Raw genomic sequence first — 23685 nt, 5'->3', positions numbered from 1 at the left:
CCTGCTGATATAGCAGGTTTTATATATATTATACTTATAATTATGCAACGCGTATCTATCTAGGTTCAATAATAAGCTTAATAGCAGTCCTTTCCTCGCCATCAATTATAATATCCGTAAATGCCGGGATACAAATTAAATCCATACCACTGGGAGCCACAAAGCCGCGGGCAATGGCTATTGCCTTTACCGCCTGATTAATTGCACCAGCACCTATAGCCTGTATTTCCGCTGCCCCCTTTTCGCGTAACACGCCAGCCAATGCTCCTGCAACCGAATTCGGACTTGATTTAGCTGAAACCTTCAATACTTCCATGAAATAACCTCCCTCAATAAATAAAAATAAATGATCAAGCAATTTATCAAATAGGTTGCTCTTTATAGAAGTATATTCTAATAAGTTTCAGTAATTCCTTCTTTTACCCGAACAATTTTGGATATAATTTCCTGTGTCTTAATCGCCCAAGTAATATGAAAACCTTTCTATATGGGTGGCTTTATTGTTTTCCTCATCCAATTGCAAAACGACTCCCTGCATCTGTGCAGGTCCAGTTGCAACTTCAAAACGAGCGGGTCGGGCGTTTAAGAATTTATCTATTATAGGCCCTTTGGCCATACCCAGGATTGAATCAACCGGTCCGGTCATGCCAAGATCGGTTATATAAGCTGTTCCTTGGGGGAGTATTCTTTCATCGGCGGTTTGTATATGGGTATGGGTACCTACTAAGACCGTAACCCTGCCATCCAGATAATGGGCCAATGCCATTTTTTCCGAGGTCGCTTCCGCATGGAAATCGACTATGATAAAATCCACCTGATCTTTTATATCATTGACTACCTCATTAATCGTTTGAAAGGGACAATCCAAAGCAGGCATATAAACGCGACCACTCGCATTAATGACGGCAATATTTTTATTAAAGCCGGCTTTATAAATATGCATCCCTTGACCGGGGCAATCGCCCGGATAATTGATTGGCCTAATCAGGCGAGGTTCATCGTCAATAAAATTAAAGATATTTTTGTTGTCCCAGACATGATTACCCATGGTAAGTACATCTATACCCATCCCAATAAGATCATCTTTAATCTCCTGGGTCAAACCTCTCCCACCAGCCGCATTTTCAGCATTGGCAATGGTAAATGAGATATCATTTTCCCTTTGTATTTTAGACAGCATGGCTTTTAAAATAGCGCGGCCCGGTTTGCCAACAATATCACCTATGATAAGTATATTCAAATTTAATTTGCCTCCATCTATTGGTTGAAAATAAACATTTTGCCTTGATCTCGATACGCAATAACCTTTTGATCGGGTCTAATTTTATATTTTATATTGTCTATTACCGCTTGTTGTATGTCTTGGTATGAAACCGCCTCATTCTCGTCATTCAATAATCGCGCGGAAAATTCCATCTCCGTTAAGGTAACAAAAAGATCTATTTCTTCTTCACAAAGCGACCGGTCATCACGAATTAAAGTAATTATGGAAATATCAGCATATGCAATAAATTTTATCTGCAGATGGTCTGTTTTAATTTGCTGCAATTGGTAAAACAGGTTTAATGCTTCATAAGTCTTATGGATAAATTGTTGCTTTTGTTTATCTTCAATATACCCCTTTATAATTATTTCCATTGATATTTTATTATCTTTGCTGACGTATTTTATGGAGCCGAGTTCTGAATGGCGTATAAATGCTGATATAGCAGCATTTATTCCTGAATCTGAAATCATTAAGTCATCTTCCCTTGTTGAAATTATAATCATTTCGTTAATCTTTCTGCAGCCAAGACGCTAACTCCTGCCTGTTTGCGGTGGTATTTTAATACAGATTAACAAACCAGCGCCTAAAAACCCACATTATTCACAACCCATATAACTAAAAATTCCCACTGCAATTTAAAGCCAGGGGTAAGACATGAGGAAAAGCGTCGATCTGCGTAATCCGCATCCATTTACACGAAACTAAAAGGCCGCTTTGAAACGTTTTTAAGTACGTTTCAAGGGCGGCCTTTTTTACCTTATCCTGTATTACTAAATTGACCCGGCCTCCTACTTGGCGAACTCCACCGAACGGGTTTCCCTGATTACCATAACCTTGATTTGTCCTGGGTAATCAAGTTCCTGCTCGACCTTGCGCGCTATGTCCTTGACCAGGTTTATTGACTCTAAGTCATCTATTTCCTCGGGTTTGACGATTATTCTTATTTCTCGGCCGGCTTGAATCGCGTAAGAACGGTCTACGCCAGCAAAGGAATCGGCCAGGTTTTCCAGCTTCTCCAGCCGTTTAATGTAGGCCTCCAGGGTTTCCCTTCTGGCACCGGGCCGGGAAGCGGAAATAGCATCCGCAGCTTGTACCAGTACAGCTTCGATCGTTTGCGGCTCAACATCCCCATGATGTGCCTCAATACCGTGAATAACCTCCTTGCTCTCGCGATATTTTTTAGCCAGGTCAACCCCAATCTCCACATGTGGCCCTGAGATTTCGTGGTCAACTGATTTGCCAATATCGTGTAGCAATCCAGCACGCTTAGAAAGCATAACGTCCACATCCAGTTCTGCCGCCATAACACCTGCCAGGTGAGCTACCTCAACCGAATGTTTGAGAACGTTTTGTCCGTAACTGGTGCGGTATTTTAGTCGCCCCAGAAGTTTAATAAGTTCAGGATGCAGACCATGCACACCCACCTCAAAAGCAGCCTGTTCACCGACTTCCCTGAGTTCCTGATCGATTTCTTTTTTGGCCTTTTCCACCATTTCCTCTATTCTAGCTGGATGAATACGACCGTCCGAGACCAGGTGTTCCAATGCCATACGGGCTGTTTCCCGACGTATAGGATCAAACGAAGAGAGGATAACGGCTTCGGGTGTATCATCGATAATCAGATCAACCCCGGTAAGGGTTTCAAAGGTACGAATATTACGACCTTCTCGTCCAATTATGCGGCCCTTCATTTCATCATTAGGCAAAGCTACGACTGAGACAGTAGTTTCGGAAACAACGTCAGCAGCGCAGCGCTGTATTGCCAAGGAGACAAGGTTTTTTGCTCTTTTGTCCGCTTCTTCTTTAGCTTCAGCTTCCAGTGTTCTTATCATCAAAGCCGTTTCCTGACGAATCTGCTGTTCAACGTTATATAGCAGCAAATCCTTGGCTTCTTCAGAACTCAAACCTGATAGACGCTCCAGTTCTTTGAGCTGCTGGGTAACTATCAACTGCAAGTCCTGCTGGGTTTTATCTATATCCTTTTCTTTTTCTGCCAGACTCTGTTCCTTTTTTTCGATGTTCTCAGACTTTTTTTCAATCAGTTCTTCTTTTTGCAGAACCCGCCTTTCCAGGCGATCCAGTTCCCTGCGTCTTTCCCGCAGATCTTTTTCGAATTCCTGACGATTGCGATGAATTTCATCTTTAGCTTCTACAAGCAGCTCTTTTTTCCTTGTTTCAGCTTCCTTGTTTGCTTCCTCTATAGTTTTGGCAGCCTCTTCTTCAGCTGCCCCTATTTTACTTTCCGCGATTACTTTTCTAGCATAATAGCCTGCTACAACACCTACTGCTAATGATAAGGTAACAATTATAAAACTCCAAATTGTATCTATATTTTTCACCTCCTTTTTTGATTAGATATTTTATTTGACTAACTAAGTCTGTACATAGAAAAGCCGAGTTTTCACTCGGCTTTTAAGAAGACGCTCACTTCTCCTGTATTCTTCCCCTGAAATAATCATACTGCCACCTCAGATAAATGAGTCAGCACTGTATATTAAGTCAGTGAGAACTATACATCCCACCTTAACCTTATAAGACGACAAATATACACTCTATATTTATTAGGCTCCGGTAAACCGACCGGGCCTTCCACATTACCTGGGGATAAAATATATATATATAAAATAAGTGTCTATATGGTCAAGTTCAAAAAAGTGAGACCCCTTCCAAGAGCCTTATTTAAATTTTAGTTAGTTTGCAAAATAGTGTCAAGCATCGTCTGTATCGTTTGTGACCTTGGGAAATACTGTATCTTTGATCATTCCTTGGATAGTCTGGACTATCTCGGGATTGTTCTTCAGATACTCCTTGGCATTTTCCCGACCCTGCCCCATGCGTTCACCATTATAGGAATACCAGGATCCACTCTTTTGAACAATGCCTAAATCGCTGGCTACATCCAGCAGGTCACCTTCCCGGGAAATACCGGTACCATACATGATATCAAATTCTACCGACTTAAATGGTGGGGCCACTTTGTTTTTAACCACCTTTACCTTGGTACGGTTGCCGATTAGTTCATTGCCCATCTTGATAGCTTCACCTTTGCGAACTTCCATGCGCAGGGACGAATAGAATTTTAAAGCCCGCCCACCGGTAGTGACTTCGGGATTTCCATAGGATATGCCCACTTTTTCCCTAACTTGGTTAATAAAAATGACACAGCTATTTGATTTGCCGATATGAGCCGTCAGTTTCCTTAAGGCCTGCGACATTAAGCGAGCTTGCAAGCCAACATGAACATCGCCCATATCACCGTCCAGTTCAGCCTTAGGAACCAGAGCAGCAACCGAGTCGATAACCACTACATCAACGGCCCCACTGCGCACCAAGGCCTCTGTTATTTCCAAAGCCTGTTCTCCATTGTCAGGTTGTGCGACCAACAGGTTGTTAATATCAACACCAAGCTTTTTAGCATATAAAGGATCCAGGGCATGTTCCGCGTCAATAAATGCAGCCATTCCGCCTTCACTTTGAGCCTGAGCTATAACGTGCAGGGCGACCGTAGTCTTACCGGAAGATTCCGGACCGAAAACCTCAATAATCCTGCCCCGGGGCAACCCCCCTACGCCCATCGCCAGATCCAAGGAGATGCAACCCGTAGATATTACTTCAACATTCATGATACTGGCTTCACCGAGTTTCATTATGGCTCCTTTGCCATATGCCTTTTCGATATTTGTTATAGCAACATTCAGGGCCTCAGCCTTACCCTGGTTAATGTCATTATTGTCCAAAATAAACCCTCCTCAAACATGCGTTCGCTTTATTAAATGATAACCAGCGCCAAAGACCCTGTCAATGATATTTATCCGTTTAAGGTAAATGTTTCCAGAACCGTATAAACAGGCCCAGCAGGACTAAGGGTGCTCTTCATCAATTCAAAATGTTGAATCCTAAAACTGCGCATTTTATCCTTCTGTGGTATTTTATCCAGTACCTTCAGCATTTCCTTCCAGCCCGTCTCAGAGCGAACCCGTCCTAAGGTAAGATGAAAACTGCGCTTCCTTTCAGGTTCAAAATCCATTGAACTAAGATAGGCATCTACCCGGTCGCCTAAGAAATCCGCCTTGTCCAACTCACCATTAATCCCCAACCATATTACCCGGGGCCGCATCCGGTTAGGAAAAAACCCGATTCCGCCGGCAGATAGATTTAAGGGAGGTGAAGAATCTCCGGCCAGCCTTAGATTTCTTTTTAATTCAGGCAACTGTTTATCCTCGACCTCTCCCAGGAATTTAAGCGTGATATGATAATTTTGGTATTCCACCCACTTGACATCCGGTCTGGCCCGGCCTAACTCATTGCGCAGCATACGCGCAAACTGCTTTATATCATCCGGCACCGGAATAGCTACAAAGGCTCTCAAAATTACACTCCTCCCCAAATAAGTTAGAGACACGCAAATAATAAGCTATTTATAGCCTGATGGCAATACCCTCCAGGTGACGGCGCAGTATATCCAAGGCCGAGCGGGTCGTCAATTTACGGATGGCATCCCGAGGCCCTACATATCTTAATTCTTTTACCTGACAGTCATCTGCGCTGGCCAGACCGATATACACCAGCCCCACCGGTTTTGCTTCGCTGCCTCCGTCCGGCCCAGCAATACCGGTTATCGATAAGCCCAGATCCGCACCTGAGACCTGCCGAATACCCTGAGCCATCTCTGCCGCTGTCTGTCTGCTAACCGCCCCATGTTCTTCCAAGGTAGCAGGCGAAACCCCCAATATTTTGATTTTGGCGGCATTACTGTAAGTAATAGCCCCACCCCAAAAATACTCTGAACTTCCGGGAATATCAGTTATAAAACTGCCCAGCATCCCGCCGGTACAAGATTCAGCCACAGCCAATTGCTTGCCTTGCTCTTTAAGCAACCCTGCAACACGTTGCGGCAGGGTCTCATCATCATAAGCAAAAATATGTCTAGCCAGTTTGCCTTTAATCGCTTCAGTAAGTTCATCTAAAATCTTCTGGCTGGCTATTTCATCCTTACCTTCCGCCGTGAGCTTAATATGGATTTCCCCATCGGTTGCCAGTAAAGCCATGGAGCAGCCATGGGTATCCGTCATCAATTCCCCCAGTAACTCCTCAACCCTCGATTCCCCTGGCCCCAATACCTTTATAGTCCTTCTGACCACCCGCTGCATGTAAACGGCATAATCCCTTTCCAGTCGGGGTTTTACTTCGTTTTTAAACATTACCTGCATTTCATGCGGCGGCCCAGGCAGGAGAATAATCAGCTTGTTGTTTTTAGCCAGATACATACCTGGAGCTGAACCTCGACTATTTTTCAGCACCTCAGCTTCGGGAGGGAACATGGCTTGTTTTATGTTTATCTCCGGCATTTTGCGCTGATTGCGTGAGAAGTATTCACGCAGGCGCGCCTCTTCTTCACTGCGCAGTTCCAGTTTACACCCCATGACCTCACTGGCGACTGTCTTGGTCAGGTCATCAAAAGTTGGGCCCAACCCTCCTGACGAGATGACTATATCAGCTAAATCAAGACCATATAAAAAGGCCTTTTGAATTTGAGTTTTACTGTCGCCAACGGTTGCTTTCCCGGTAACCCGCAACCCCATATCGCCCAACTCACGGGAGAGGAATACCGAATTGCTGTCCTGGGTATTACCCAGCAACAGCTCGGTACCGGTTGATATCAAGAAAACCTTCTGCAAGCGTATCTCTCCTATCTTTTTATGCCAAGACATTTCCTACCAATATAATACCCCATTTACAAGCTTAGCATAGACCTTCTTTAAAGAGTTGATACCGGATTTATTTGAAAATAGATTTTCTTATCAAATATTTGATATACCAAAAGGGCCGCTTTTAAGATGCGGCCCTTTTGGTTACACTGCCTGTTCATGGTTAAAAGTATAAATGATTTCTTTAAAGCGTTGCCGATCCAAACTTTCTTCCTGAATCAGCAAATCTGCCAGTTGATACAAAAGATCCTGATTCTCAGTCAATAAGCTGCTAGTCTTTTGTTCAGCACCATCGATAATCCTCTTGCACTCACCGTAAAAAACTTCTGGCGGCAGGTTGTCGCTCGATACTACCCCCAGCGGTGACAATCCGCTGCTAACCATCTCCTGAGCTATATCCCAGGCCTGTTGAAAATCATTGCGGGCTCCGGTACTTTTGCTGCCAAAACGTATTTCTTCGGCCAAAGCACCAGCCAGGGTAATCATTATCTGACATTCCAGTTCTTCGTGTGTATAAAGGTATTGGTCATCCTGCGGCGATTTGCGCATAAATCCCAAGGCCTTGCCGCGGGGAACAATCGTCAAAGATGCCACTGAACCAGTTTCCACCAATTCACTTACCAGGGCATGTCCACTTTCATGTACGCTGACCCTCTCCATTTCGTTTAGGGATGGTCGGCGATCCGCTTTTTCGCCCAGCATAACCTTATCTATGGCTTCCCGAAAATGCTGGGCCTGAATAGTAGGGGAATCTTCACGCATCGCAAAGATGGCTGCTTCATTGGCCAGGCTTTCCAAATGCGCTCCTGAAAAGCCAAAGGTGGCCCGGGATATTTCATCCAGATTCACAGATTTATCCAGCGGCTTGTTGCGGGTATGAATGGCCAGTATTTTAGATCTTCCGAATCTATCCGGCAATTCCACGGCTACCTGACGGTCAAACCGTCCTGGTCTCATTAAAGCCGGATCCAGCAAATCAGCCCGATTGGTAGCACCGATAAGCAGAATCCTGGGGTTTTCATACTGAGCAATCCCATCCATTTCCACCAGCAATTGATTCAAGGTCTGATCGTATTCCATGTGACCACTGTGGCTGCCCCTTTTAGCCCCCAGTACTTCCAATTCATCAATAAAAATAATCGCACTTTTTTTATTTTGCTTCTTGGCCTTATTACGTGCATCGCTGAATATCTGCCTGATTCTTTTAGCTCCGACACCGGCATACATTTCAATAAACTGGCTGCCCGAAGCGGAAATGAAAGCTGAGCTGGTATAATTGGCTGCCGCCCTGGCCAAAAGGGTTTTACCCGTACCGGGAGGGCCGACCAGCAAGATACCCTTTAACGGGCGTATCCCCATATGATCTATGGCTTCGGGTTTTAATATAAACTGCAGGGCTTCCTTGAGTTCATTGATAGCCGAATCTTGTCCGCCGATTTCCTCAAAATTTAATGAACTGGGCCGACTGGTTCCGGCCCCATAACTGCCTATCTTAATATTTCCCTGTCCATGCATAAAATAAATCATAAAGCCTATTAAGATTGCCACAATAATAAACGGGGTTACATTGATGCCATTTATGCCTAAAAAAACCAGAACCGCAATCGCTGCGCCTGCTAGGATTTCCCTCACATCTGTTTCTCTCCTTTGCCTGTTTCTGGAGCGGGAATGCTACGCTCAATAACTTCGTATAAAAAATGATTTTGGTCAACCAATTGAACATAAAGCCTTTGCTCATCTATAAACAGCTTATAAGTAAAATGATCGCGGCCGGCAGTCTCGCGAAAGATTTCATCCAGCCAGAGATAATTGTTTTTAGCCATCGCCTCATAGATACTTAATTCCAGATAATCCAGTTCATCATTTAGTTTTTTATTGCGCTTGTCGGTTAGCTGTAACTGATATTGTTTGCCCCTTATATGATCCTTAATGGTCTTATCTGCTTGTGTGTATTCATATTGAATATTGCCGGGCTGTTTGATTTTAATCGTGATTTTGTAAACACTGTCTTGCTTGTTAACCGTAACGGTATCGACAAACTCCAATTTGTGGAGTGCCTCTCTAACCGGACGTTCAATAAAGCTTTGGGCATAGTAATGCTGCACAAATATGAGCAGACCTAGGGTAGCCCCCAGGGCAATCAATATGGTTATAATCTTGGTTCTTCCTATATTCATACACGTCCCGCCTTTTCCAAACCTATTATAGCACAGTCCCAGAACCATCCCCGATACCTTAATTATTGGTAAATCAGCATATAAGAGGAACTGCTTTCATGACAAAGGGGCAGTTGCAGGCATTTGCCCCTCAACTGCCCCTAAAGATTGCCAACTCAAGAGGCAACTTTAAATTTATAGAAATAGTCAACACCGGAGACAACCGTAATGACAACCGCAATATACATGGCCCACATTCCGACTCCTTTAAAAGGGGTAACAACATTTTCCAGGATAATCAATATTACTGCCAGAACCTGAGATATGGTTTTAAGCTTGCCCAGTTTGCTGGCCGGAATAACAATGCCTTCCTCAGCCTTAACGGCGCGCAGTCCCGACACCGCAAATTCACGGCCTAATATAACAATAGCAATCCAGCCGGATAACCTGCCTAATTCCACCAGACAAATCAAAGCAGCCGTTATAAGCAGTTTGTCAGCTAAAGGGTCTAAAATAATACCTAATTTGGTGACCTGCTTGTATTTGCGGGCCAGATAACCATCCAGGCTATCCGTTAAAGCTGCCACAATAAAGATAATGGCGGCCATTAAATCTCCATATGGAATACTAATTCCGATTACCACCACAAATACCGGGATAAGAATAATCCTCAAAAGGGTTAAACTGTTTGGTACGTTCATTCAATTGACTCCCCAATCACATCATAGTCGCGAATAGCTTTGAGGTTCACCTTGACAAATTCCCCTTTGTGCAGACGGTGTTCACTCCTGACAATAGTAACCCCATCAACCTGGGGAGCCTGAAAATAAGCCCTGCCCATATATAAATTTGGGGATAACCGCGATGATATAAGAACGTCATAATTTTGTTGCAGACGTTGTTTGTTCTTTTGGCGGGTAATGCTCTTTTGCAGTTTCATAATGGCATCCAGGCGTTCCTGTTTAACCTCATCCGGTATCTGGTTAGGCAAGTCATATGCCAAGGTGCCTTCCTCCGGTGTAAACGCAAAGGCACCCAGCCAGTCAAATTCAGTTTCCGCCACAAAACCAAACAGTTCAGCGAAATCCTCCTCCGTTTCACCGGGAAATCCCAACATAACCGTAGTTCTAAGCACCAGATCAGGTATCGCTTCTTTCAGCCGATTAACTAGGCGGGTCAGGTCGGAACTTACGTGTTGGCGATTCATTGCCTTTAATACTGGGTCTGCCGCATGTTGAACAGGAATATCCAGATAAGGCAAAACCTTGGGCGCCTGTACTATGGCTTCGATTAATTGCCGATCAATATGCGCCGGGTGCAGATACATCAAACGTATCCATTTAAGACCATCTATAGTACTCAGCTTTTCAATCAGGCTGCTTAGATTATCTCCCTTTGCCAGATCTTTTGCATACAACGCGGTATCCTGCCCAATTAAGACCAGCTCCTTAGTACCTTTTTTAACGAGTTCCTCGGCTTCCTTTAGCAATTCCTCCTGGGGGCGGGATCTTAACTGACCTCTGATTTGAGGTATAGCACAGTAAGCACACCGGTTATTGCAACCTTCGGTTATTTTTAAATAGGCTGAACCCGGGGGTGTGGTGAGAACTCGAGGACCTTTTTCTATAAATATCTGCGGAGGTTTTTCCACCTGGCAAATTCGTTCACCCTGAACAACAGACGAAATGATCCGATCAATAAGTATAAAGGATGAGATACCTACTACTCCGTCCAATTCCGGCATCTCATCCAGCAGTTCCCGCCCATATCTTTGGGCCAGACAACCTGCAGCTATTAAGTATTTTAATTGTCCGGTTTCCTTCCTTTCCCCGGTTTGAATGATTGTATTTATCGCTTCCTCACGCGCATCTTCAATAAAACCACAGGTATTAATAATAATGATATTGGCACTTTCTATGTGACTGGTAATTTTGTAACCGGCTTGCTTTAATTTGCCAATCATAATTTCGGTATCAACTTGGTTTTTGGCACATCCTAGACTAATAAAACCGATCTGCCACCTACTGTTTTCGGTAATCGTCATTCTTAAATTCCTTCTCCCAAACTTCCCCGACCCCTCCTAGTGGTTCTTGGAGTTTTTCATTTATATAAATTTCGACCGCTCCCGCGTTGCCGGCTTTAATATAAAGCAAATCTTTGGCAGTAAAAGACTGTTCCTGGTTTTCCGTCAATATGCCCTGATATACCTCCTGACCATCGGCCTTTATTAGTATCCAGGATTTCTGCTGCGGTTTGATCTTTACAGTCAATTTAAATTCATCAATTACCGACGGAGGTACGGGAGCCGGTGTTGAATTTTCCCCCTGGCGAGGGGGTTCAACCCGGTTTTCTTCCACCGGCGGTTTATTAACATCAGGTTGGTCAGTATCACCGGTAAAATAAGTCACCAGGAAATTACCCGCCCAGATTGCCACGATCAGAAAAACCGCTGCCAGGAAAATATTTCGCACCGGCATCTTATTCATCAATGGCTCTTTGGGCGGTGGGGTCACCGGCATAGGCGGCAGTTCCTCAAAATCTTCATGTTGCATAACCAACTCTTTAAATTCCCCGCTGAGTTCCTCTGGGTTCAGATTCAGAAAAGACGCATAGCTTTTCACAAATCCGTTGGCATATACCAGAGGAGGGAGAACCGAAAACTCTTCATCCTCCAGGGCTTTAATATACAGCTTGCGTATTTTGGTTTCTTCCTCCACATCTTCGATGGAAAAACCCTGCTGTTCCCTGGCTTCACGTAATTTTTTTCCGAATTCGGCCATTTAAATCAACCCCTAACCTGCATCATTAACATATCCAGCCAGTTTTATGGTGATCCGTTGCCAGCCTCCTGCCTGCAGGCATTGCCAATACCAATCCTTATGGCTTGCCTAATTGGATAACCGCATGATAAACCATAAACCAGACCTGCCAAAAACAGGTGCAGATCCTTATTACTATCAAAACTTTGATTGGGAGGTAATGTATAATCATTGCTCCCTTGATTATTAAGGTGCAAAATCATAGTGCTACCATCAGTTATTATACATGTTTGCGTTCCTGCTTGCACCAGCTTCAAAGCTGACTGGGTAATGTGCTCCAATTGTTTAAAGCCTTCAACCCCCAATACGACCAGTGAATAATGACTTAAAAACTCTGGCACATTATCATCGACAAAACAACAAGTACAAAAATTAATAGCTCGTTCTTCCTTAACGAAAAGTTCTTCATTTATCAGCTCCTGATACTGCGCTTCCACCAAAAGCCAATCGCAGTTTAATATCACCCATTCTCGCGACATAACCGCAGCCACAAATATTTCATCAGGTATGCTTTCCGCATATTGCATTACATCATCAATATATATCTTTCTGGAGGTACGTCTATTAAGATCCCTGACTACATTACTTATATCTACGTCCTGTTCTTTTAATTCCTCCAGGATTAGATTGCCCGGTTCATCGTTGCCAATCACCGTAAGAAGTTTAGGATTCATTCCAAAACTAGCCAGGGAGCGGCTTACTTCAACCGAAAAACCACTATACTCAATATCAATTCGCTGATTAGTCAAGGGATTTTCCACATCGATTCTAAGCAAAACTTCACCGATGACTACCAAGGATGCTTTTTTGTTAAAGACATAGCCCTTACCTAATATAATACCCTTTTTCATTAAATTTGATATATGAACTGCCACAGATGACCGGCTGATTCCAAAGCGCTCCGCCAGCTCATCCTGAGAAATCAACGGTTCTTTGAACAAAACTTCGGCAATTTCCTGTTCTCTTGAGGTAAGCTTCATTTTTGGCTTCCTCCCATTTTATTTTGCCATATTTTAGAAGATCTTGCTTTGTGGATATATTTTTTCAAGTTGTTCTGCATCGATTAGTATTTCCCGTTTTTTGTTACTGTCTATTTCTGAAACCAGACCTCTTTCTTCCATGGCATCTACCAGGCGAGCAGCTCGGGCGTAACCCACCCGCAACTTTCTTTGCAATAAAGAAACCGATGCTTTCTGACTATCTACAAATATCTTTACAGCCTCCCAAAACATTTCATCATCGGCATCAATAGGCATATCATCCAGATTAAGCTCCAGTTCCTGAAGCCTTTCCGCCTCATTTAAAGGCAGTTGGGATTTGATGAAACCAACGGTCTTATCAATATCGCTATCTGATACAAAGGCCCCCTGCACTCGGTAGGGTTTTACTGCTCCAACCGGGAAGAACAGCATATCTCCTTTACCCAAGAGTTTTTCAGCACCGCCCATATCCAAAATAGTTCGCGAATCAGCCTGCGAAGAAACCGCAAAGGCAATTCGCGAAGGTATGTTAGCCTTAATGATACCGGTGACGACATCAACCGAGGGACGCTGGGTAGCCACAATAAGATGAATACCGGCTGCCCGTGCCATCTGGGCCAATCTACAGATAGAGTCTTCAACTTCCATAGGCGAGACCATCATCAAATCAGCCAGTTCATCAATTATGATAACTATAAAAGGCATATTTTCTTCAACTGTTTGATTATATCGATAAATATCCCGAACACCTTTATTAGCAAATGTTTTATAACGTTTTTCCATTTCCGTTGTCATCCAGCGCAGAATAACGGAAGCCTTTTTAGGGTCAGTTACGACCGGGGTAAGAAGATGCGGAATACCGTTATAGACAGTCAGTTCAACCATTTTAGGATCGATAAATACCAGCTTCAGTTCATCGGGAGTAGCATTATATAAAAAGCTCATTATGATACTGTTTAAGCAAACACTTTTGCCGGATCCGGTTGAGCCGGCAATTAAAAGGTGCGGCATATCGCTTAATCTGGCTACAATTGCGTTGCCGGCAATATCTTCCCCCAGAGCTACGGCCAGTGGGCTGTTTAATTTGCTAAATTGGGCTGAACCAATCAAACTGCGCAGTCCCACACTGGTTATCTTGGCATTGGGCACCTCAATTCCAATAGCAGACTTCCCTGGTATGGGAGCTTCCATGCGGATGCCCGGAGCAGCCAGGTTAAGCTGCAGGTCATCTGTAAGGCTGATAATTCGGCTTATCTTGACTCCCGGAGCCGGAGTCAATTCATAACGAGTAACAGCCGGGCCACAACTAACCTGGTTGACTTTGACACTTACGCCAAAACTGGCAAAGGTATCCTCCAGAATCGAAATACTCTCTTTGATATTCTTCTTGTCAATAATACGTTCACTCCCCAGATCGCCCAGCATATCCAGGGTCGGTTTCCGATATTCAAAAGGTTCTTCCTTGCCCAGGAAAACAATCTCCGGGCCTTCTTTTTTAGGCCCTTCTTGGGGTTCGTCCAACTTTGGTTTAAGCGGGGTAACGACCTGCGGTTTAGGAGCGACATATGGTATTTCTTCAGGTTCGGCCACAGTATTTACCGGCGGGTGAATAATAAGAGGTTCGCTTTTGGTAGCAGCAGTTGGTGGTTCAGTAATCCCCGGTTCTTCATAAAACATCAGTTCGTTTAGCATTTTTTTTAAACGCTTGGCAAGATTAAAAACCAGCCGGGATATCTCAGCAATAGGCTTATTCAGCATCATAATTAAAGATATGATCGTAAATAAGACAAGCAATATCGAGGTTCCCAGTTGACCTACCAGACGCACCAGCACATAAGCTGCGCCACCGCCTATAACCCCGCCGCCCATACCTTTTAAACCAGCTTCCCAGGAATCAATACCGAGAGGAATATTATATAGACTCATCCCAATCATTATAGCCAGCATCAGCAAGCTCAGGCCCCACATACGAATAGACCATATTTTTTTTAAGACACCTAAATGAATGGACCAGAAAAGCAAAAAGATCGATACGAGAAGCGCTGCCCGGCCGAATACCAACTGCAAAGCTATCATAAGCTGTGTGCCGATGAGACCAATAAATTGCCGGTCTTCAGGAATGCCTTGAAAATTCCTGATACTGACAAATAGAAACACGGCCAGCATAAAAAAAACTACTGAAAGAACTTCTTCTCTTAAGGCCCATTTTTCCTTCGGAGGTGGGGCATTCCTGACTGCTGTCGGCTTTTTCTTTTGGGAAGACGAAATCTTTTTTTTGGGGTTGGTCATACTATGCAAATTACCTTCCAATCAGTTTTTTCCTTATATACATATACATTAGCATATGTTTCGATTGTCGGTAACCCGATTCCTTCTCCGCCGGGAAATTAATTTAAATCTTAGGGACGTTCTGTATGCTTCCTTTTTTAATAATCGTGTCTTGATGGAATGCAGAAACAGGTTCTGATTAAGAACCTGTTTCTGCTTTGTTTAATCTATTAATCACCCATACCCGCAGGTAACGACCACAAATGAAAATGGTTGCGTTATATCTGAACAGCCAAAGGTCGTGCCGTATAAATTTAACTGGATTTTTTAAGCATATGCGATGATGCTGCAGATAGCGTTTTATTAATTAAAGATATAATCAGTGTAAATCTGTCTTATCTGTGTAATCTGTGTCTATTAAAACCTAGTGAATCCGCGTGATCCGCTCCTTATTTCTATTTTTTAATTTACAAGCTCGGTTTAAGGGAAACTATTCGGCCGGGCTGAAGGCCTTCGTCCAGGTAATCCATTGGATCAGTGCTGACCAGTTCCAGCACCCTTATGCGGTTGTAATCAACCGCCTCTGCCCTGATATATCCGCCTGACGGAATAGGTATGCTGATTATTTTGGCAGGATCGGTACTTTGTATGAGTTCCAACGGTACTGGACTGTAGTATATCATTGCCATACCCCCTCGGGATTATCTATCATTAAGCGTATTTTTTCTATGCATTGCTGCAGACCTCCGACACCATCTATTAAACCGCACTCCACAGCATCCCGGCCGACTAAAACCGTTCCAATATCCTGTGCCAGATCTTTAGTTTGAAACATCATATCCCGAAAAGATTCTTCACTTATATGCGAGTGTTCCACCACAAATTTTACTACCCGATCCTGCATTTTATTCAGGTATTCATAGGTCTGGGGAACTCCTATGACCAATCCGGTTAATCTTATGGGATGGATAGTCATGGTGGCCGAAGGGGCAATAAATGAATAATCAGCACTGACCGCAATAGCCGTCCCGATAGAATGGCCTCCCCCCAATACTAGAGATACCGTAGGTTTGGATAAGCTGGCGACCATTTCGGACAATGCCAGACCCGCTTCCACATCCCCGCCAACGGTATTTAATACTATTAACAGTCCCTTGATCTGAGGATTTTCTTCCACGGCTACCAATTGGGGTATGACATGTTCATAACGGGTAGCTTTATTCTGTGGTGGCAAAACCAGATGTCCTTCCACCTGTCCGGCAATCGTCAGGCAATGGATATCGCTTTTATAATTTGGGATTTCTATCTGCCCCAGTTCCTTAATATTCTCCAGCTTATGATTTTCCTCGCTTACCTGGGGATTGTTGGGATTGGGCTGTTCATTCAAAATACTAACCCCTTTCAAAATACAATTTCATAAGCTTAATTTGCCCGCTCGCCCACAAAACATGCGCAGGTTTTTGGGATGAGGTGATGCGTTATCCGCGTCTATTTTTTTATAAAAAAATTGAGAGTATGGCTTAACCTTACAGGGTCGTCCATACTCTCAACCGTTTTTTTAGTCGAGGAAAAATCAACGCAAATCAAATTTAAGCGGCATATAACTGCGTCTGATTTTCCTGCGCGGCAATTATACTTCCATGATAATCGGTAAAATCATCGGGCGGCGGCCGGTTTTTTCATACAAATGTTTACCCAGTTTATCTCTTACCTGCGATTTTATTACGGCCCATTCGGTAATGTTCTTGCGGTAACATACATCTAGTGCTTCTTTGACTTTGCTTTTTGCGTTTTCAATTAATTCTTCGGATTCACGCACGTAAACAAAACCGCGGGTAACTATATCCGGGCCGGCCATTACTTCCCCATTTTCCTTGTTAATTGTTACGACTACGATCATTATTCCGTCCTGAGACAACTGCTTGCGATCCCGCAGGACAATGTTGCCAACATCTCCTACCCCCAGCCCGTCCACCAGAACTTTGCCGGCCGTTACTTTGCCTGTAATACTGGCTTTCTTTTTGCCGATTTCGATAATCTGACCGTTTTCTGCTACAAAGATCCGGGAGTGTGGAATACCTAAACTTTCAGCCAGTTGGGCATGTTTAATCAGGTGTCGATATTCACCGTGTACCGGAATGAAATACTTGGGTTTTATCAGGTTTAAGACTATTTTTAATTCTTCCTGAGAGGCATGTCCGGAAACATGCACCCCGGCACTACGGTCATAAATAACCTCCGCACCCTGTTTGAAAAGCAGATCTACGGTTCTAGATACCAATTTCTCGTTTCCGGGAATAGGGGTAGCGGATATAATTACGGTATCATCCGGCTCAATACCTACCCAGCGATGATCCGCAGTCGCCATACGGGTAAGGGCCGACATAGGTTCGCCCTGTGACCCAGTCGTTACAATGACAATTTTATCGGCAGAGTAGTTGCCGATTTCCTCCATTTCAATCAGGATTCCTTCCGGCATATCCAAATACCCCAATTGCATGGATATTTTCACATTATTAATCATACTTCTGCCAATCACAGCCACTTTACGGCCATATTTTTCCGCAGTGTGAATGACCTGCTGGATGCGATGAATATTGGATGCAAACGTTGTAACTATTATCCTTCCTTCGCATTGTCCAAAAACTTCATCAAAGGTATGTCCGACGACTCGCTCTGACATGGTAAAACCAGGTCGATCCGCATTGGTACTGTCGCTGAGCATGACCAGTACACCTTTTTCACCTAGCTCAGCCATCTTACGAAAATCAATCACCTGGCCATCGATAGGGGTCTGATCAAGTTTAAAATCACCGGTATGAAAAATAATACCCAGTGGAGTGTGAATTGCCAACCCCATGCAATCAGGAATACTATGACTGACCCGAATAAATTCGACTTCAAAAGGACCTATGGTCACTTTGTCGCGGGGTCTTACTGTGTTTAACTGCAGATTATCGAGATTGTGTTCCTTTACTTTTCCTTCAACGATTCCCATGGTCAGTTTGCTTCCATAAACCGGTGGATTTATCTCCCTTAAAACATAAGGCAGTGCGCCCACGTGATCTTCGTGCCCATGAGTCAATAAAATGGCCTTAACTTTATCCTGGTTTTCAACCAGGTAAGAAATATCAGGAATCACCACATCAATGCCCAGCAGTTCATCTTCCGGAAACATAAGCCCGGCATCGATAACAATAATGGTTTCCTGGTATTTGATTGCCATCATGTTCTTGCCGATCTCCCCCAAGCCGCCCAGAGGAATGATCTGCAACCTTGCGTCATCTGACACTCAAACACCTCCTTATTCATTTGTTATATATTAGCGTTCGTATAATCCGCACATTACCGCTGGCAATATTATATCCCATATCTATTGGGGATTACAAACATAATGTTTTGTCATTGTTTGTATACGATAAAGTGACAGCAGGGACGATTTTCGACATTTTACCACTAATTTACCGGTAAAATCCCAAAAACTGTCCCTGCTGTGCCTGCTATGTATTTTTACCTGGTCGGTTACAAATTATACTTTTTTAATAAATTTTGGATAAACCCAATTTCTTCTTCGCTGGGGCTGCAAAGGGGTAGCCTGAACCCTCCTACCTGCATACCTCTGATGTTTAACGCTTCTTTTACCGGCACCGGATTAGTTGCTATAAAAAGGCCTTTAAACATGGGGAAAAGGTAACTGTGGATACGCGCCGCCAATTCATAATTTCCATCCGCAAAGGCATTAAGCATCTGCTTAATATCTTTGCCGACCAAGTGAGAAGCAATGCTAACTACGCCTTTGCCGCCCAAAGCCAACATTGGCAGGGTCAAGGAATCATCCCCCGCATAAATGTCGATTTTATCGCCCAGCAAATTTCTTAATTCCGATACCTGATCCATACTGCCGCTGGCTTCCTTAATAGCCACGATATTCTCAATTTCTGCCAGCCTAGCTACCGTCTGCGGCAAAAGGTTTATCCCGGTACGTCCGGGTATATTATACAGCATAACCGGAATGGACAGGCTTTCAGCTATGGCTTTAAAATGCTGGTACATACCTTCCTGGGAAGGCTTATTGTAATAGGGATTAACCAACAACACGCCATCTACGCCTGCTTTTTCAGCTTGCTGGCTGAGTTCAATGGAGGACTGGGTACTGTAGGTTCCGGTTCCGCCCCAAACTTCTACACCCGAACCCACAGTTTGTTTTACGGTAGTAAACAGCTGAATTTTTTCCGCCATGCTCAATACCGGTGATTCTCCCGTAGTACCGCTGACTACCAGACCATCACTATCATGATCGATAAGGTATTTGGCTATTTCAGCAGCTTTATCATAATTCACCTTTAAATCCTGATCATATGGAGTTATCATGGCAGTAAACATTTTAAAATTAGACATTTTTCCCCACCTTCATTTATTTGTTGCCAAGTTCAAACTTATCATGCAAAGCTTGAACCGCTTTTTCCATATCCTTGCTATTTACCAAACACCAAATGTTTGTGTAGGAGTCTCCCGATTGCAATATAGATATATCGTTTTCGCTCAATGCCTCAACTACTTTGGACATCACCCCCGGTATACCAGTCATCGCTGCTCCCACTATAGCTACTTTGGCACAGTTTAATTCAATATCAAAAGAAAGGTCAAGTTTTTTTAGCACTTCTTTCGTTTTCTGTGCCAGTTCGTTATTAACTGTAAAACGAATAGCTTCCGGCTGAACGGTAATAAAATCCACACTGATATCAGCTTGAGCCAGGGATTTGAATATTTTTAAATCAATCCCTCTTGGTTCTAAATGGCTGTCGATGCTAATCTTGATCTGGGCTATGTTGGAAGTATATGTTATGCCCGTAATTAAACGATCGGCAATTATCCTGGCCCGATTATCCCAAACGGGATTCTGATTGGCAACGATAGTTCCCACTGAATCAGTAAAGGTTGACCTGACCCGCAGGGGAATGCTCTTTTGCATGGCTATCTCAATCGCCCGCGGATGAACGACCTTGGCCCCTTCCCGGGCCAGTTGACAAATCTCGTTGTAGGTGACAGCATCTAACAAGCGGGCATTACCGACAATTCTGGGATCAGCCGTCATTATCCCTTCTACATCCGTAAAAATATCTATATATTCTGCATCCAAAGCCACCCCCAGGGCGGAAGCAGTAGTATCACTACCGCCTCTGCCCAGGGTGGTTCTTTCACCCTGTTCAGATATACCTTGAAAGCCAGCCACCACAACTACCATACCAGCACTTAAACATTCTAAGAGGTGCTGCGGATTTACATAGAGAATGTGGGCATTGCCATAATTGCTATCGGTAATAATACCAGCCTGTTCACCGCTTAGAAATTTCGCCTTAATACCCCGGGCACACAGATGGCTGGTCAGCAGTACACCCGATATGGTTTCACCGCAGGACACGAGTATATCCATTTCCCGCAAGGGTGGATCGGGGTTAGACTCCTTTATTAAATTGATAAACGTATCCGTAGCATAGGCTTCTTTTTCTCTGCCCATCGCTGAAACTACTACTACCAGGGCGGTTTCTTCCTGGCGATGAGCAGCAATAATATCACATACCCTTGATCTTAGTTCAGGTGTGGCCAACGAGGTTCCGCCATATTTCTGAACAATAATTTTCAAACTGGCACTCTCCTAATATTGGTTTTTCGCTGCCAGAATTTCAGCAATTTGAACAGCATTGGTGGCTGCGCCTTTTCTGATTTGATCGGCTGCCACCCATATTGCCAAACCATTTTCCACAGAGATATCCTTGCGTATACGGCCTACATAAACCTCATCGGTGCCGGCCGTAAAAAGAGGCATGGGGTAGGTATTTTCAGCTGGATTATCCTGTACCACAACCCCGGGAGATTTTTCTAATATCTGGCGGGCAAGTTCTGGCGTTATTGGTTTTTCCGTCTCCAGATTTATTGATTCAGAGTGACTTCTAAAAACCGGTACCCGCACCGCTGTAGGTGAAATCTGCAAATGCGGAGCATGCATAATTTTGCGGGCTTCCCATACCATTTTCATTTCTTCACGAGTGTAATCATCCTCCACAAAAACATCAATATGTGGAATCAGATTAAACGCAATAGGATAGGCAAAAACTTCAGGGGATACTTCCCTGCCTTCCAAATAATCACGACTATGCTTCTCTAATTCCTCCAGTCCAGCTTTACCCGCTCCAGATACCGCCTGGTACGTAGATACTACAACCCTTTTTAACCCTGCCGCCTTATAAATTGGATTAATGGCAACTACCATAATGATGGTGGAACAGTTAGGGTTGGCTATGATGCCTTTATGCCAATCGATATCCTCCGGGTTTACTTCTGGAACGACTAAAGGAACATCCTCCTGCAGGCGAAAAGCATAACTGTTGTCGATCACTACACAGTCATTTTTCAGAGCCGTCCCGGCCATTTCTTTGGCTATATCGGTTCCTACCGCAAACATAGCCACATCGGACTTCTTAAAATGTTCTGGTCCGGCACTTTGCACAGTAACAGTTTCACCTTTAAACTTTAGTTTTGTTCCGGCCTCCCGTGGATCAGCCAGACAGATAAGTTCCTCTATAGCAAAATTTCTCTCCTCGAGAATTTTTAGCATCTCCTGACCTACCGCACCAGTGGCACCTACAATCGCCAATCGAATACCTGCACTCAAGATTATTACCTCCTGCCCACATAGATGGGGTTTTTAATATAAATAGTATTTTATCATATTAACAAGATGTACCACAATTATTGGGCAGGGCCGAGCAAGAGTGGCTGAACCTGTTTTCCTTGCAAAGCAAATATGATGGTATCAGCGATCTGTTCCAGGTTGGCGACAACAGAATTGGCTTTATTGTGGGGGTCATCCTGCCGAAAAGGTACGAAGTAAATATTCTTCATATTTAACAATAAACCAATATTTTTGGCGTTAATACCTAAGGCATCATTGGTAGAGATGGCAATGACGACTGGTCTTTGATTACGCAGATGCGCTTTTATAGCCATTAAAGCCGGAGTATCCACAATCCCATTGGCTAGTTTGGCTATAGTATTGCCGGTTGCAGGTGCAACTACTATAATATCCAACATTTTTTCGGGTCCAATCGGTTCTGCCCCGACAATGGAATTAATTATCGGTTTATTTGTAATCTGTCTGAGCTTGGTTTTTAAATCATCTACCTTATAGAAACGGTTATCCACTTTATTAACGGAAAAGGATATTATTGAAAATACTTCTGCACCCTCGGCGATTAATTTCTCAATCTGTGGCAAGGTGTCGCAAATTGTGCAGTGGGAACCTGTTAGTACTACTCCTATTTTAATGTCCTTTAATCTTGCCTCCTGCATGATGTCACCTCCCTGCTAGCCGTAAAGCATATTCTTGTCGGGTTTTGTAAGCTCCTTTATGACCAGGTCAGGAATGACTTCCGCCAGTATTTTTCCTGCAAAAACCGGGGCTACTTTACCTGGCAAACCAGGGGCTAAAATCGCCTTCAAGCCATAAGCATTGGCCGCTTCAAAGTCAGTCCCTCCAGGTTGGGCAGCCAAATCTATTATTAGAATTTCCGGGTTGGCATACTTTAAGATGCTGCGGGGCAGTACCATTTCCGGTACGGTATTGAATACGATACTGGAATAATTCATGATCTCATGCAAATCATCAAAACCGGCTCTTCTGCAGCCCATTTCATAGGCACGGGCTAATTGTCCCTCATCGCGAGCCACAACGGTTACGTCTGATCCCAAGGCTTTTAAAGTTCTGGCCAGGGTTATACCGACTCGGCCAAAACCGATTACACACGTCTTGCTGCCATGAATGGTGGAAGGGGTTTCTTCCATAGCTATTTGAATAGCCCCTTCAGCGGTGGGTATGGAGTTTAAAATAGCGACCGCATCAATTTCAGCTATTTCCAGGAGGGTCACCCCTCGCTTCTTGGCCCAATCCTTTAAAAATTGACGGGCAGAACCAATAATAATCAAGGCGTTAGAAGCCAGATTAGCAACAGCTTTTTCGGTAAGTTTCAGTTCCTGATCAGAATAAACCGCCCTAATTACACCCTCCATACTTGTTCCCGGCAGAGGCAGGATAGCTACTTCGGCTTCCTTGCAAGCATCTTCAATATTGTTGACTACAAACGCTCCATGCCCAACCCGTTCACGGGGGAATCCGGCAACCACAACTGTTGCTCCCATACGCACAAGTTCGGACACTAGAATCAGTTCCCGATCATCGCCTCCTAATACCGCAATTTTTGTCCCCGAAAGTACTGAACTCAAAACTAACCCCCCTCTGGTTATCCGCTTATGTAAGCGAATTTAATAGCAATATATGTATTGCTAACAAAAGTGGTGCCTGTCTTAAGAAAGTAAAAAAGAGCCAAGGGGCGGTTTCCCTTGACTCACTCCAAAATATTAATGGACACAGATTTTATAGATTTATGCAGATTATTTTTAATTAATAAAACGCTATTAGCAGCATAATCG

General features: G+C 43.8%; 22 protein-coding genes. All 22 read right to left on the bottom strand.

Annotated elements, in window-relative coordinates:
• Positions 1-55: 55 nt before the first annotated feature.
• The 22 genes from AAV90_RS08890 to dpsA all read right to left on the bottom strand — a co-directional run bounded on the left by AAV90_RS08890 (position 56) and on the right by dpsA (position 23478).
• Positions 56-316, bottom strand: a complete 261-nt coding sequence (locus AAV90_RS08890; protein WP_046497953.1) for a stage V sporulation protein S — start codon at positions 314-316, stop codon at positions 56-58.
• Positions 317-454: 138 nt separating this feature from the next.
• Complete coding sequence (locus AAV90_RS08885; RefSeq protein ID WP_076982632.1) at positions 455-1240, bottom strand: TIGR00282 family metallophosphoesterase; 786 nt, start codon at positions 1238-1240, stop codon at positions 455-457.
• Between the two features lie 17 nt (positions 1241-1257).
• Positions 1258-1737, bottom strand: coding sequence for a hypothetical protein (locus AAV90_RS08880; RefSeq protein WP_046497950.1), 480 nt, complete (start codon positions 1735-1737; stop codon positions 1258-1260).
• A 318-nt stretch (positions 1738-2055) separates the two neighbouring features.
• A complete protein-coding gene (rny, locus tag AAV90_RS08875) occupies positions 2056-3597 on the bottom strand; it encodes a ribonuclease Y (protein WP_046498075.1) in 1542 nt (513 codons plus the stop codon).
• A gap of 378 nt (positions 3598-3975) precedes the next feature.
• Complete coding sequence (gene recA, locus AAV90_RS08870; protein ID WP_084691532.1) at positions 3976-5004, bottom strand: recombinase RecA; 1029 nt, start codon at positions 5002-5004, stop codon at positions 3976-3978.
• A 71-nt stretch (positions 5005-5075) separates the two neighbouring features.
• A complete protein-coding gene (gene thpR / locus AAV90_RS08865) occupies positions 5076-5636 on the bottom strand; it encodes an RNA 2',3'-cyclic phosphodiesterase (RefSeq protein WP_046497948.1) in 561 nt (186 codons plus the stop codon).
• Positions 5637-5685: 49 nt separating this feature from the next.
• Positions 5686-6945, bottom strand: coding sequence for a competence/damage-inducible protein A (locus AAV90_RS08860; protein WP_242847519.1), 1260 nt, complete (start codon positions 6943-6945; stop codon positions 5686-5688).
• A gap of 174 nt (positions 6946-7119) precedes the next feature.
• The gene (locus AAV90_RS08855) at positions 7120-8607 is read right to left on the bottom strand and encodes an AAA family ATPase (protein WP_046497943.1); all 1488 of its coding nucleotides are present in this window, start codon (positions 8605-8607) and stop codon (positions 7120-7122) included.
• Positions 8604-9152 carry a hypothetical protein gene (locus AAV90_RS08850; protein WP_046497941.1) on the bottom strand — a complete coding sequence of 183 codons (549 nt, stop codon included), beginning with the start codon at positions 9150-9152 and terminating at the stop codon, positions 8604-8606. Before AAV90_RS08850 ends, AAV90_RS08855 begins: the two co-directional genes overlap by 4 nt.
• Before the next feature lie 155 nt (positions 9153-9307).
• Positions 9308-9832 (bottom strand): CDP-diacylglycerol--glycerol-3-phosphate 3-phosphatidyltransferase, encoded by a 525-nt coding sequence (pgsA, locus tag AAV90_RS08845; protein ID WP_046497938.1) that lies wholly within the window; start codon positions 9830-9832, stop codon positions 9308-9310.
• Entirely contained in the window at positions 9829-11175 is a 1347-nt protein-coding gene (rimO, locus tag AAV90_RS08840) for a 30S ribosomal protein S12 methylthiotransferase RimO (protein WP_046497935.1), read from the bottom strand. The genes pgsA and rimO overlap by 4 nt, the downstream gene beginning before the upstream one ends.
• Positions 11153-11911 carry a helix-turn-helix domain-containing protein gene (locus AAV90_RS08835; protein WP_046497933.1) on the bottom strand — a complete coding sequence of 253 codons (759 nt, stop codon included), beginning with the start codon at positions 11909-11911 and terminating at the stop codon, positions 11153-11155. Before AAV90_RS08835 ends, rimO begins: the two co-directional genes overlap by 23 nt.
• A 44-nt stretch (positions 11912-11955) precedes the next feature.
• On the bottom strand, positions 11956-12930 hold the full coding sequence (locus AAV90_RS08830) for a winged helix-turn-helix transcriptional regulator (RefSeq protein ID WP_046497930.1): 975 nt from the start codon (positions 12928-12930) through the stop codon (positions 11956-11958).
• 33 nt (positions 12931-12963) lie between these two features.
• Positions 12964-15219 (bottom strand): FtsK/SpoIIIE family DNA translocase, encoded by a 2256-nt coding sequence (locus AAV90_RS08825; RefSeq protein WP_052729703.1) that lies wholly within the window; start codon positions 15217-15219, stop codon positions 12964-12966.
• Positions 15220-15665: 446 nt separating this feature from the next.
• Positions 15666-15881 (bottom strand): YlzJ-like family protein, encoded by a 216-nt coding sequence (locus tag AAV90_RS08820; protein WP_046497927.1) that lies wholly within the window; start codon positions 15879-15881, stop codon positions 15666-15668.
• Positions 15878-16588 carry a ClpP family protease gene (locus tag AAV90_RS08815; RefSeq protein WP_046498069.1) on the bottom strand — a complete coding sequence of 237 codons (711 nt, stop codon included), beginning with the start codon at positions 16586-16588 and terminating at the stop codon, positions 15878-15880. Before AAV90_RS08815 ends, AAV90_RS08820 begins: the two co-directional genes overlap by 4 nt.
• 240 nt (positions 16589-16828) lie before the next feature.
• Complete coding sequence (locus AAV90_RS08810) at positions 16829-18490, bottom strand: ribonuclease J (RefSeq protein ID WP_046497924.1); 1662 nt, start codon at positions 18488-18490, stop codon at positions 16829-16831.
• Between the two features lie 230 nt (positions 18491-18720).
• Complete coding sequence (gene dapA / locus AAV90_RS08805; RefSeq protein WP_046497921.1) at positions 18721-19596, bottom strand: 4-hydroxy-tetrahydrodipicolinate synthase; 876 nt, start codon at positions 19594-19596, stop codon at positions 18721-18723.
• Positions 19597-19612: 16 nt separating this feature from the next.
• Positions 19613-20842, bottom strand: a complete 1230-nt coding sequence (gene dapG / locus AAV90_RS08800; RefSeq protein WP_046497918.1) for an aspartate kinase — start codon at positions 20840-20842, stop codon at positions 19613-19615.
• Positions 20843-20854: 12 nt separating this feature from the next.
• Complete coding sequence (locus tag AAV90_RS08795) at positions 20855-21814, bottom strand: aspartate-semialdehyde dehydrogenase (protein WP_046498068.1); 960 nt, start codon at positions 21812-21814, stop codon at positions 20855-20857.
• Between the two features lie 134 nt (positions 21815-21948).
• Positions 21949-22548 (bottom strand): dipicolinate synthase subunit B, encoded by a 600-nt coding sequence (locus tag AAV90_RS08790; protein ID WP_046497914.1) that lies wholly within the window; start codon positions 22546-22548, stop codon positions 21949-21951.
• 15 nt (positions 22549-22563) lie between these two features.
• On the bottom strand, positions 22564-23478 hold the full coding sequence (gene dpsA / locus AAV90_RS08785; RefSeq protein ID WP_046497911.1) for a dipicolinate synthase subunit DpsA: 915 nt from the start codon (positions 23476-23478) through the stop codon (positions 22564-22566).
• Positions 23479-23685: the final 207 nt, after the last annotated feature.

Source organism: Syntrophomonas zehnderi OL-4 (assembly GCF_000983115.1).
Lineage (GTDB): Bacteria > Bacillota > Syntrophomonadia > Syntrophomonadales > Syntrophomonadaceae > Syntrophomonas_B > Syntrophomonas_B zehnderi.
This window is presented reverse-complemented; position numbering and strand designations above follow the sequence as displayed.